General features: G+C 41.2%; 12 protein-coding genes. 2 read left to right on the forward strand and 10 right to left on the reverse strand.

Features of this window, described 5'->3' with window-relative positions:
- Positions 1-92 precede the first annotated feature (92 nt).
- Positions 93-557: a ribosomal protein S18-alanine N-acetyltransferase gene (gene rimI, locus AMD27_RS03545; protein WP_067656431.1), complete on the forward strand. Its 465-nt coding sequence runs from the start codon at positions 93-95 to the stop codon at positions 555-557.
- A 14-nt stretch (positions 558-571) separates the two neighbouring features.
- Here rimI and AMD27_RS03550 read toward each other — a convergent pair whose 3' ends face one another.
- The 4 genes from AMD27_RS03550 to trxB all read right to left on the reverse strand — a co-directional run bounded on the left by AMD27_RS03550 (position 572) and on the right by trxB (position 4,800).
- On the reverse strand, positions 572-1,387 hold the full coding sequence (locus AMD27_RS03550; RefSeq protein ID WP_067656433.1) for an arginyltransferase: 816 nt from the start codon (positions 1,385-1,387) through the stop codon (positions 572-574).
- 17 nt (positions 1,388-1,404) lie between these two features.
- Positions 1,405-2,133, reverse strand: a complete 729-nt coding sequence (aat, locus tag AMD27_RS03555; RefSeq protein ID WP_067656435.1) for a leucyl/phenylalanyl-tRNA--protein transferase — start codon at positions 2,131-2,133, stop codon at positions 1,405-1,407.
- A gap of 60 nt (positions 2,134-2,193) precedes the next feature.
- Entirely contained in the window at positions 2,194-3,744 is a 1,551-nt protein-coding gene (locus AMD27_RS03560) for a class I SAM-dependent methyltransferase (RefSeq protein WP_067656437.1), read from the reverse strand.
- Positions 3,745-3,849: 105 nt separating this feature from the next.
- Entirely contained in the window at positions 3,850-4,800 is a 951-nt protein-coding gene (gene trxB / locus AMD27_RS03565) for a thioredoxin-disulfide reductase (protein ID WP_067656439.1), read from the reverse strand.
- Between the two features lie 284 nt (positions 4,801-5,084).
- On the opposite strand from trxB, the gene AMD27_RS03570 reads away from it, so the two are divergent.
- Positions 5,085-8,240 (forward strand): DNA translocase FtsK, encoded by a 3,156-nt coding sequence (locus AMD27_RS03570; RefSeq protein WP_067656441.1) that lies wholly within the window; start codon positions 5,085-5,087, stop codon positions 8,238-8,240.
- Between the two features lie 82 nt (positions 8,241-8,322).
- Here the strand turns inward: AMD27_RS03570 and AMD27_RS03575 are convergent, their stop codons facing one another.
- From AMD27_RS03575 to AMD27_RS03600, 6 genes are all read right to left on the reverse strand, one after another.
- The gene (locus AMD27_RS03575; RefSeq protein ID WP_067656447.1) at positions 8,323-8,610 is read right to left on the reverse strand and encodes a PA4642 family protein; all 288 of its coding nucleotides are present in this window, start codon (positions 8,608-8,610) and stop codon (positions 8,323-8,325) included.
- Between the two features lie 357 nt (positions 8,611-8,967).
- The gene (minE, locus tag AMD27_RS03580) at positions 8,968-9,240 is read right to left on the reverse strand and encodes a cell division topological specificity factor MinE (protein ID WP_067656450.1); all 273 of its coding nucleotides are present in this window, start codon (positions 9,238-9,240) and stop codon (positions 8,968-8,970) included.
- A gap of 3 nt (positions 9,241-9,243) precedes the next feature.
- Positions 9,244-10,056, reverse strand: coding sequence for a septum site-determining protein MinD (gene minD / locus AMD27_RS03585; RefSeq protein WP_067656453.1), 813 nt, complete (start codon positions 10,054-10,056; stop codon positions 9,244-9,246).
- A gap of 64 nt (positions 10,057-10,120) precedes the next feature.
- Entirely contained in the window at positions 10,121-10,843 is a 723-nt protein-coding gene (gene minC / locus AMD27_RS03590; RefSeq protein ID WP_067656458.1) for a septum site-determining protein MinC, read from the reverse strand.
- 118 nt (positions 10,844-10,961) lie between these two features.
- Positions 10,962-12,011: a hypothetical protein gene (locus tag AMD27_RS03595; RefSeq protein ID WP_067656459.1), complete on the reverse strand. Its 1,050-nt coding sequence runs from the start codon at positions 12,009-12,011 to the stop codon at positions 10,962-10,964.
- A gap of 24 nt (positions 12,012-12,035) precedes the next feature.
- Complete coding sequence (locus AMD27_RS03600) at positions 12,036-12,959, reverse strand: acyltransferase (RefSeq protein WP_067656462.1); 924 nt, start codon at positions 12,957-12,959, stop codon at positions 12,036-12,038.
- Between the last annotated feature and the right edge of the window lie 19 nt (positions 12,960-12,978).

Raw genomic sequence — 12,978 nt, forward strand, 5'->3', positions numbered from 1 at the left:
TGGGTAACGGAAGTTACCCATTTTTTTGCTCGATTTTTTGTTCAAACTTTCTATAATGCATCTTTAGTTCAACATTGTAGATAAGAAATTCAATGATTCGTTTAATGCAGCATACTGATGTATCCACCGTAGTGAATATTGAAAAAATGGTGCAAAGTCATCCTTGGACGGTCTCCCAGTTTCAAGATTCAGTCGATGCTTATGTCAGTACGGTGATTGAACATCAAGGAAAAGTGGTCGGATTTTGTATTTTACAACCAGTCGTCGATGAAGCAAATTTGTTATTGATGGCGATTGACCCTGCTGTGCAAGGCAAGGGGTTGGGCTTTAAGCTTTTAGATCAGTCACTCCAATTACTTAAAAATAATCCTGTTCAAATATTTCTAGAAGTTCGTGAAAGTAACCTCGCTGCCATCGCTTTGTATGAAAAATCAGATTTTCATCAAATCGATATTCGTAAAAATTACTACCCGAAGCCACAAGGCGGAAAGGAAAATGCGATTATTATGGTGAAGTCGTGTAGTGATGATTTTTCACAACTTTTTAAAATGCAGTAATCCGCACTTAGGGTCTATTTAACAATAAAATCATTCCATTCAGAGGGCAGTGTGGTCATGAGCATTTGCCCTAATTGATGAGTTTCTTCTGAGTTCAAAGCACGATTTAATCTACGCCATTGCCCATCGAGCAGTAATTCAAAAGGTGCATATTGAGATTTATAATTCATCTTGTTTGAATGTGGTACCCAATAGCCTAAGTAAACATAACGCTGAAGTTTGGATTGCACATATTCGATTTGTTTTAGTACTGCATACACGCCGAGCGAACGTCTGTGTTCATCTGGGTCAAAGAATGTATACACTGCTGAAATCCCATCGTCTAAGACATCACAAGTCGATATACTAATTAGACGATCATCTTTCCACAATTCTAAAAAGAAGCTATGTGTACAACTGTGAATTAAGAATTTCTCAAACTGATCATAACTTGGGGGAAACATATCGCCATCTGAGTGGCGTTCATTGATATAGCGTTCATACAGTTGGTAATGTAAATCAGATGCATCTTGTGTCTGTGTGATTTTAACGGTTAAATCTTGATTACGTTTCCATGCCTTTTTTTGTTGGCTATTCATCTCGAAAGTCGCAACCGGTACACGACAAGACAAACATTGACGGCATAAGTGACATTCAGGACGATAGATAAAGTCACCGCTGCGTCTAAAACCTGTACGCGAAAGTTCAGATAAGGTCACCACTTCAATTTTATGGGTGGGATCTAAGAACACCATCCGTGCTGATTTATTAGTCAAATAACTGCAATCATGGGGCGGTGTAATATAGTATTGTAACTCGTTTAAAGGGGACTTCGGTTGGTAAGAATTCATGCTGTCCCTCCTTATTTTTAGCCCATTAGGCGATGATTCAACGCTATTGTTTTACTTGAAAATACACTGTCTTGATAGCTTTGCCAATCAAGCGTATGGGCTTTTATTACATCTTGTAACGATTTTAGGTAGTCTTGGCGAGAAAGTGTACTGGCACCTAAGCTGAGCAGATGTTCATTGACCAGTTGGCAGTCGATCCAATCTAGATGATTTTCTAGACCAAATAGCATTAAGGCATAAAAAGCCATTTTCGATACATCTGTCTCAGTACTAAACATGGACTCACCAAAACAGCCCTTGCCAATGGTGACCCCATATAACCCCCCGACCAATCGATCATCAACATTCCAAACTTCAATGCTATAGGCGTAACCCGCTTTAAAGAGTGCCAAATACCCTTGTATGATGTCTTCCGTAATCCAAGTCTCGTCTGCATAGACGCGGGGCAGTGAACATGAACGAATGACTTGCTCAAATGCATGATTAAAAGTGATTTTATAATCCCATTTTTTCATGTTTCGAATGAGCGATTTACTGGGATGATAATTTTGCGGATAAATCACACAGCGTGGCTCAGGACACCACCAACAAATGGGTTCTCCCTCATTAAACCAAGGAAATAATCCATTTGAGTAGGCTTGGTAGAGTGTAGCAGGGGAGAGGTCCGCCCCAATACAAATTAAGCCTTCACCCTCAGGGTCGGACGTCATTGGATCTGGAAAGGTATATAAAGATGCTGGAAGCATAATGAATGTCGAAAAAAGGATTCACTCTATTCTAGCGAATCCTTTTACTTTTTTGACTGCTTATGCAAAAAGTTTAAGTTGCTTCGCAATCTCAATTTTATCACTGGCTAAAAATAATTCGGCTTTGGCTTGGATAATTTGGATGCTCTTGGCTTTATCGTGGACTGCCTGACCGTCTTGATCTAAGACCAGCCAATTTAGAGCAATAAGCACTTCATATACATAGTTGGCGAATTGTTTTGCTGTTTTTAAACTATCAACAAAATAGGCACGATAAAACAATTGAGTGAAATGATCGGTCGGAATGCCAATGCCTGTGATGGCGTTCGCTAATACTTGGTAATTGGCTTGGAAGCTGGCTTGATGCAATAAATATAAATTTATGTTTTGGCACTGTTCGATCATTTGTCTAGTAGGGTTAAGCTGGCATGGTTGTGCCAAGCCCAAATGACACAGAATGACCAACGCATTTAACACTTTACTGCAATTCAGCTGTGGATATTCTTTTTCAATTTCGGCAATGGTCAGCACTTGATAATTTTTATCTTTAAAGAGCTGTCCAATCGGCTTATAAATATCTTGAATTAAGTTAAATTCACCTAAATATCCATTGATTGTTTTAGGAATATCTCGAGGATTGCACAGTAGAACGAAAGGAATTTGGCTAAGACGTTGTTGAGTCTGTAAAGGGGTGAGATTGTTTTTACCTCGGATAAATAAATCACGACGAAATTGAGTGTTGGCAAAATAATCACGACATTGTTCTTTGAAGATTGGATGCTCAATTTTATTGAGAAATTGTTGATGTTCTTCAGAAAAATTTATATTGTTCAACTGCGTATTTAAGTCGGTAGACCCCGCATAAGACAATTTAATGTCTTCTAATGTGCGCACGACTTGTTGAAAAGAATAGCATTGCCAATCTTGATTTAAATATTCATGAATTAAATAGTTCGGATTTTGTTTTTTAAGTTCTTGAACTTTTTTAATGGCATTGGGATTTACTTTCGCAAAATTGGGGTTCTTGTTTAAGAGTTGTTCACTAAAATCTAATGCATCACTCACATTTTGAATGGGATTGGTGCTGGTACTATTGAACTTAAAGTGGCTATGAAATAACTCACGGATTGGCATATTTGCCGCCCAACCCGTGACACAGTTATAGCTGATATACACGATGCCATTGGGTTTTAAGTGTTTTCGAATAAATTTTAAAATAATATGTTGGTTTTCATGACTGATCCAACTCCATATACCATGCAAGCTAATTGAATCAAATAAAGGTAAATTCTTATTGAGCAGTTCTTCAAAACTGTCATCGTAAAAGTGGTGTTCAGTTTGACTTTGTTCTGCAAGCACATTGGCATGTGCGGCATGTGCGGGATTAAAATCTGTTCCATAGAAGTGACCAAAACCTGATGCGGCATGGATGTTTAAACTGACCCCTTGACCGAAGCCTAATTCACAATGGGTATGTTCTTCGTGACTCGCCGGGCAATCTACGCCATTAAGCAGTAGGCAAAATTTTTGAAAATTAGGGCTCAAATCTTTGTAATAACCAAACGTGTAGTTCACAGTCGTTTGATAACCATCCGTCCAATGCGTGGTCATTTTTTTCTCTTAATTTTATCTATGGGTGAGAGTGTTATAACGTATAGCCAGACAAAATAAAACCACCGCTAGGGTGGTTTTATGATTAGATTTTATAAACCTATATTAAAGATTGTCTAAATACTTTTCAGCATCGAGTGCAGCCATACACCCTGAACCCGCAGAGGTAATCGCTTGGCGATAAATAGTATCGGCAACGTCGCCCGCAGCAAATACGCCTTTTACCGAAGTTGCTGTTGCATTGCCGTTGATGCCACTTTGAACTTGGATATAACCATCACGAAGCTCCAACTGACCATCGAACATAGCAGTATTGGGTTTATGACCAATTGCAACAAACAAACCTGAGACATCCACAGTTTGAGTGGATTGATCAAGCGTTGATTGAAGACGAACACCAGTGACGCCGGCTTTCGCTTCACCTAAAACTTCTTCAACTGCATGATTCCAAATGATACTGATTTTACCTTCTTTTTCTTTGGCAAAAAGATGATCTTGTAAAATCTTTTCAGAACGTAATTTGTCACGGCGGTGAACCAGTGTAACGTGAGCTGCAATATTAGATAAATAAAGTGCTTCTTCAACTGCGGTATTGCCACCGCCGACAACCATGACATTTTGGTTCTTATAGAAGAAACCGTCACAGGTTGCACATGCGCTGACGCCTTGACCCATATACGCGGCTTCAGATTCTAAACCTAAATATTGTGCCGTTGCACCCGTTGCAATAATCAGTCCATCACAGGTGTATTCGTCCATATCGCCTTTTAGCACAAATGGACGTACATTCAGATCAACTTCATTAATATGATCATAAATAAGCTCAGTTCCAAAACGCTCAGCATGCGCTTGCATACGCTCCATAAGCGCAGGACCAGTTAAACCTTCAGGGTCACCTGGCCAATTATCGACTTCAGTGGTTGTGGTTAACTGACCACCCAATTGCATACCTGCAATGAGGGTCGGTTTTAAGTTTGCACGTGCAGCATAAACTGCCGCGCTATAGCCTGCAGGACCAGAACCTAAAATAATTAATTTTGAGTGACGAGCGCTCATTCCAAGCCATCCTTCTGTAATGCGAAATATTAAATTTGATAAAATTATACGTGAAAGTTTATGACAGATGTGTTGATTGCATGTGGATTATATTGATCATCTAAATCGAATTCGGCTATATAGTCATAAGCACGATGTTTGCTGTGTTGAAGTTACCAAGTTACTTCAACAATCATGCATCTTTTTTTTGCGAACACGTGCATAATATAAAAATTTTCTTCATTGAAGAAATTGTTATATTTCAACATTAGAACATTAATGAATAATTGTTTACAGGACAGTATATGACTGCGGTGTCAAGTGTTTATGCACAGCGCTTAGTTTTAACATTCTTCTTAATCTCATTTGGTATTTACCTGTTCTTAGCAACAGTGACTTATACGCCATTTGATCCAGGTTGGATGCATATTTCAAGTGATACACAACACGTTTCAAATGCCAGTGGTGTGGCCGGTGCATGGATTGCTGACTTAATGTTTGGCTTTCTAGGCTGGGCAAGTTTGCTGATTCCTATTTTTCTCTTTGTTGAGGCGATTCAGGTTTGGTGGCCACGTAGTTTTGTCAGTCGTCCATTTCGTTATGCGGCACAATTTTTTATTTTGCTCAGTATTGCAAGTCTCAACTATTTGTTGTGGACGGTGCCTGCAGATACCTTAACCAATGCCTCTGGCGGTATTATTGGTTATGAGTTGGGTGCAAGCTTATCGCACTTGTTGACGATTTATGGCGCAGTATTCTTTTTGCTACTTTTAACTGGTGTCCTGTTCACTTTAGCCTTTGGTATTCAATGGAATAAAACTTGGGCGACCTTACAAGCTACGCCTGCGTATTTACAAGATTTGTTTTATAAAAATGTGCCTGAAAGCGAATCTGCGTATGACTTGACTAGTCCGTCTGCGCAGACGCCCAAAGTACAAAATGCTCAATCGCAAGCTACTCAAAATAATGCAAAACAAAATGATGATGAGTTGAATCACATTCTTGAACTGGATGAAACGGCTCAAGCAGCTACGACAAAAGACAAGCGCGCTGAAATCATGGCTGAACGCTTATTTCAAGACATGGTCGGTAAAGAGGCTGCACAGCAATTTGATGCTGAAGATGAGTTAGAGTTTGAGCGTACCTTAGAAAAAGCACATCGTTTGGAGCAAGAAAATCTACGCGTTGTGCCAACGGGCGAAGTGTGGAAAGCATTACATCCAGATGATAATCACAAGCGTGAAATTGATGAGCTGCTTCGAGCGGCTGAAGATGATTTACAGCCTGCTACCCAATCGCACTTGATGGATCAGGCACGCCCTCAGCGTTCATTTGCACAGGAATCGGTGCAGTCTTCAAAATCAGACTTAGATTGGAATGATGATCAGGTTTTTGATGAATTATTGGCCGTGGTACCTGACAATCAGCGCGAAAATGGGATGCATTCACCGTTTAACACAGCGCCTGATACGGATGAAGTCAATTCGACTGGAGTGGATCTAATGCCCACTGCGGCTATCGCTTCTGGGGCGGTTGCTGCACACATCGATCCGACCCATAGGGCACTGCGCCGTGCTGAAAATTTAGCATCGGAATTGGATGATCTGGCTTCATTGGTGGATCAGTCTGATCAGAATTACATGTCTCAGCATTCAGATACGGCGTTAAAGCAACAGCAGCAAGAAACTCAGCCTCAGCAAGCGACGCCACCTCGAACCACTTCGAGCTATGCGCAATCAACGCCTTTGGTAAGAGCTGAAATTCAAACACAATTTAAGCCGACCAGTATCGTATCGGAAGAAGAAAAACAGCGGATTGCGGCGGACAAGACTGCATTTAGAGATGCATGGCAAGAAACGGTCGGTGTGCCTGAGGTTGATGAAAAACCTATCGATGATTTTGATATGGACGCGCCATTAACCGATGCATTTGGTCGACCAATGTCATTGGCGATGCAAGTGGCGCAGCGACGTAAAGATCTACCAACATTACCTGGACTTGAAATTCTGGATAAAGTCGATCCCAATAAAAAGGTCAACTTCACCCCAGAGCAGTTGGCACGTTTATCTGAACTGTTGGAAATTAAGCTGCAAGAATTTAATGTCAAAGCCAAAGTCATTGAGGCACAGCCAGGTCCTGTGGTCACCCGTTTTGAACTGGATCTTGCTCCTGGGGTAAAAGCTTCCAAAGTCACCAATATTTCGCGTGACTTGGCACGTTCAATGTCGATGGCTTCAGTACGTGTGGTCGAAGTCATTCCGGGTAAACCATATATTGGAATCGAGGTGCCTAACAGTACCCGTGAAATGGTGCGTCTGATTGAACTGCTTGAAACACCAGTGTATCGAGATCCGAACAGCTCGATTTCTATGGCGATGGGTAAAGATATTTCAGGTAATCCAGTCCTGACTGACTTGGGTAAAGCACCACATATGTTGGTGGCGGGTACAACAGGTTCGGGTAAATCGGTTGCGGTGAATGCCATGATTTTGTCGATGTTATTAAAATACACGCCAAAACAATTGCGTTTGATTCTAATCGATCCGAAGCAGTTAGAACTTGCCAACTATAATGATATTCCGCATTTGCTGACGCCTGTTGTGACAGACATGAAAGATGCGGTCAACGCATTGAACTGGTGTGTCAATGAAATGGAACGTCGTTATAAACTGATGTCATTCCTTAAAATTCGAAAATTGTCAGACTACAACCGCAAGGTTGAAGAAGCCATTGCCAATGGTGAGGACCTCATTGACCCGACATGGAAGGCCAGTGACTCGGTTGTGGGTGAGCGCGCGCCTCGTTTAGAACCTTTACCATCGATTGTGATTGTTGCGGACGAATTTGCAGACATGATCATGCAGGTCGGTAAAAAGGCTGAAGAAATGATTACCCGTTTGGCACAGAAATCACGTGCAGCCGGTATTCACTTACTCCTTGCCACACAGCGACCTTCGGTGGATGTGATTACCGGCTTGATCAAAGCCAATATTCCAACCCGTGTGGCTTTACGTGTGAACTCTAAAATTGACTCAAGAACCATTTTAGATGCAGGTGGCGCAGAAGACTTGCTAGGTCATGGTGACATGTTGTTCTTGGGGCCGGGTAAAATTGAACCAGAACGCGTGCACGGTGCTTTTATTTCAGATGATGAAGTAAACCGTATTTGTGATGCTTGGCGTGAACGTGCAGCGCCGAACTATGTGGATGAAATTTTAACGCCTTATGATGAAGAACCGACGTCTCGTGGTTTTGAAGATGGCGATGGCAGTTCAGATCGTGATGCTCTATATGATCAGTGCGTATCTTTTGTCTTGGAAACCCGTAAAGCATCTACATCATCGCTACAGCGAAAATTTAGTTTGGGTTATAACCGTGCAGCACGGATTATTGACCAGATGGAAGAAAATGGTATTGTGAGTTCAATGGGTGCCAATGGTAAACGAGAAATCTTGGTTTAAGCTGATCTCGGTATGTCAATTCAACACATAAAAAAACCTGCATCAGCAGGTTTTTTTATGTGTAAAAATCGGCATTGAGGATTTAAGCAAACTGCGCCAAAACCTCTAAAAAGCCTTCTTTTTGACGTGGAAATGTTGCGATCACATCATGAATGCGCTGGCCTTCAGGATTGGTTGCATGGATATCACGACCCTCTGCAACAAATTGCGTAAGTAAGCGCTGATAGTCAAAAGGGCGCATGTGCTTGAATGCATGATAGAGCACATGAAAGTCAGCATTCACACCTTCAGGAGGCAGCTGAGTTAAATAGGCAAATACGCGCTCGTCTGACCATTCTTCATTGAATGTGGCTGGCTGAGATAATGCCATCGCAATCTCCTAGGTTATGCTGAAAAAAGGCAAAATTTGTAAAAATAAGAGGCAGAATATTTTATTAAATTCTGCCAATTGGAAGCTTGGCTTTTTGCCTTGTAACTGGCAAAGCCTTAAAGCAATGCTTTAAGTTTTCTGATCCAGTCTACGAAGCATAGCTTCTCATCTTGCGACTGGGCGAAGCGTTGCTTTTGAAAACTCGAAACAAAGTTTCTCGTCTTGCGACTGGGCGAAGCAGTGCTTTTGATAGCCCACTCGAAACAAAGTTTCTCGTCTTGCGCCACAACAAAGCAGTGCTTTGTTGTGGCTCATATTTTGCCTTGATTCAAATTGCTTGACTAATCAATAATCAGATTAACGTTCTTCAGGCAAATTGATATTCATTTCTAACATTTCGATATTTGCTTCAGAACGAACCGACATTTGAATATGTTGTTCATCCACACCACGAACATAGCGATTGACCACTTGCATGATTTCTTTTTTCATTTGATCAATCTTATCTTGGCTTAAACGTTTGCCTAAGCCATTTTCAGACGCTACGATAACTTTTAAACGATCCTTTGCAGTTTGTGCACTGGGTTGTTTTTCGTCATTGCTGAAAAGTTTACTCCAAAATCCTGCCATGATTTACGCTCCAAATAGTCGTGCTAACCAACCCTTAGGTTTTACCGTGATGTGACGGTAAGGTCGTTCTTCACCCAAGAAACGAGCTACAAGGTCGTCATACGCTTGACCTGCTTCTGTCTCTTGATAAAGAATAACAGGTTTACCTTCGTTTGATGCTTGAAGGACAATTTCGCACTCTGGAATCACGCCCAGTGTTGGAACACGTAGAATATCTTTTGAAATATCATCAATGGTCAGCATCTCTTGTTTATCTGCACGTTCAGGGTTAAAACGTGTGATACACAAGTGTTTGCGGATACGACCTTCATTATTTTCAACTTTCTTGGTTTTGCTGTCGAGCATACCAATAATACGATCTGAATCGCGTACAGATGAAATTTCAGGGTTGGTCACAATGATTGCTTCGTCTGCATGATACATGGCAAGAATTGCACCACGTTCAATACCTGCAGGTGAGTCACAGATAATGTAATCAAATTCTAAAGACAACTCATCCATAACACGTGCCACGCCTTCATCGGTCAGCGCATCTTTATCACGGGTCTGTGAAGCGGGTAAAATATAAAGATTTTCAATTTCTTTATCACGAATCAATGCTTGTTGTAAGCGTGCTTCGTTGTTCAATACATTGACAAAATCATAGACAACACGACGTTCACAACCCATGATCAGGTCAAGATTACGTAAGCCTACGTCAAAATCAATAACAACAGTTTTGTGGCCACGTAGGGCTAGACCTGTTGCAAAAGATGCACTCGTAGTTGTTTTACCTACGCCACCTTTACCTGATGTTACGACAACAATTTTCGCCACCGATTCCACTCCTGTTATGGTTGTCCCCTTACTAAAATGGGGCTCTTAGGTGTTTATTTATACATTAAAATTCTAGAGCTTCAAATACCAGCTCTTGTTGGTCATTCAAATAAATATGCACGGGCTTTTTGGTTACATGCTGAGGAATATCATCAGCAACGCAATAAGTCCCTGCAATAGATACCAATTCTGCTTCTAAAGAATGACAGAAAATTCGGGCTGCATAATTAGCGCCAGCGCCGGCGATCACTCTACCACGCACACTACCATAAATATGTATATTTCCTGAAGCAATCACTTCGGAACCGCTGTTAATACCTGCGTTTAAAATGATGTCGCCATGGTCTTGCACCAAGCATTGACCGGTGCGCAAGATTTCATTGTGATATGAGGTGATATGTGCAATTTTCTTCAAAGGTTTTTCAGCAGCGCTTTCAGCTTGAACTGGATGGGCTGCTTCAATCTGCGTTTCCACCACTTGTTCTTGTGAGGCTTTAATTCGCTGTAAAGGTCGATCTGCAGCTAAAATGGGGAATTGAATGAGACGAGCTTCATCGCCGAGTAATCCATCCACCACAGCCATAGGTTGTAAGTCTAAACTGACCAAGAGTTGAATAAGTGCAATCAATTCTTGTTCGACGGTACTGTCCAAAATGACCAAAGCCCCTTGATAAGAGGTTTCATTCATCATGGCACTCAGTTGTTGGCGGATAGCAGTATGATCATTGGTGTCAAAGGTTAATCGGGTAAAATTAACCATTCTGCCCGTAATCCGAATATCAGCCATATTTCTTCCTTAAATGCTTCGTATTTTGAGATCGAAGTTAAATCTTGTGAATGTTGCAAATGCTAGAGCAAATTGATTGATTTCACTAGCGAAGATACAAATAATTTCAATGAATTGACTATTCTTTAGGTGGATCATTTTTTTCTAACTCGAGTTGCCATTGTTTTACAGCGACTTGACGTCGAAGTGAGTCTAAACTTTCATAGACCACAGATTCAACCAACTGCTCTAAAGCTGCATTTTCAATGTTCAACTGACTTAATTGATTAGAAATCAGTACAAATTGCGGATTAGGTTTTTCGGGTGTTCCAGCCACAAAAGGATCAATTAAACCTTGGGTAATATTTTCTCCCAAACGTTGCCCAATCGAATGAATCTGTTGTTCAATACGACCGCCCACAATTGGAATCAGTCTCAACAGTTGAGTAAGCTCGGGTGTGTCTTCAATGGCTTTAATCACCACCTGTCCCACACCATCTGAAATCGTCTGCTGCTGAGTTTTGAGTTCTTTCGCCAGCGTTTCTTGCAGTACCTGTGCCACTGTAGTGGCAAACATCTCACGGTGATGGTTCACCAAGTCATGAATGATTTTTTTGTGGGTTGAACTGGTATCCAGTTCCTTTTTGATGCTATCGATCACCGTAATCACCACGCGATCTGACAGTTCTTCCATCACTACGCTGTAATAAAAATAACCACGCTTGACCCAACGCTGGGGAATGACTTTGTGACCCAATTCTTGCAGTCTATAGGCAATAATTCCGGCGCGAATGAGACGTAAAAAACGCAGATACGGAATAATTGCAAGCACTTCATACCAGTGAATAAACGGAAAGAAAAACCAGCGCTGATGGTGCTTGTGAATAATCGCAATAAACCAGCGTACTGCCAATTCTACAATCAAAAAGGTAATGAACCAGCTTTCAGTTTTGACCACCCAAGGGTGTAAGTCCGATTTATAAAAGGCCAATAGTTGCGGCATCTGAATCAGATCAAAGAGCCACGCCCCAAAATTGCTGAGCAGCAGTGCATTTGCAGACAGACAAAATAGATTGATGACAATAATCGCCATCATAAAAATGTCATAGACTAAAAAAAGTTTCCACGCCAAAGTGTCGTGATTAATCGGGCGGAAACTTTTCCGTGGTGTTTCGATCTGTTCTGTCATAAGCTGTACATTCTATTGATTATTTTAATTTACAGGCTGGCTTTGCAGTTGTTGTTTTAACTGTGTAATTAATTGGTCTTTTTCAGTCCAAAGGGTATCTACCCAGTGCTGAAAGCGGCTACGGTATTCTGCATCATCTTCGTAATTTCCACCACGCACCCAATCGGGTATTTCAATTTTACGTAAATCCACCGCGATCTGCGAAACATCGCCTAACCAGAAATCACCATAATCTGGCACACCTTCAGGATAAACAATGGTCATGTCGACCAAGGCATCTATTTCATTTTCCAAAATATTTAAGGCCAACGCTAAACCACCTGCTTTGGCTTTGAGCAAATTCTGATAAGGTGATTGTTGCTGGGCATGTTTTTCTGGGCTAAAACGTGTGCCTTCTAGATAATTAAGCAGGGTAAACGGTTGACTCAACAGCTGCTGGCAAGACTTACGTGCTTCTTCCAAATCTCTATATTTCAGCTCAGGATTTTTAGCAATTTGTGCTTTGGTATGGCGCTTCATCATCGGAAAACCCAAGATTTTAAAGGCTTGACCTACAAAGGGGATGAAGATCAGCTCCCATTTGGTAAAAAAACGGGTGAGGGGCATACGAGTTAGTCCAAAATATTGGGTCACTGTGGTATCAACCCAACTTTGATGATTACAGGTCATTAAGTAACGCCCTTGCATATTTAAATCCAAATGATCATCAATCGTGATATGCCATTTTAACTGGGGTAAAATGTGATCAATTAGCGAATTGTTAACACCGAGCCAACTGTTGGTGATGTTGATGTTGGCTTTATCTACTTTACGTGATTGCTTGATCAGTTTGGTTAAACCCAAGGCCAATACAGGAGGACCATGAAAGAAAGTACTGCCCGTGATCACTGATGTGACCGCTAAACCTTTTAATATTTTTTTTAAAATAGGTTGTTTTTGTATTGCCATTGCGCAGTCCTAAATCTTG

Origin of the sequence: Acinetobacter sp. TGL-Y2 (genome assembly GCF_001612555.1) — a bacterium.
GTDB lineage: Bacteria > Pseudomonadota > Gammaproteobacteria > Pseudomonadales > Moraxellaceae > Acinetobacter.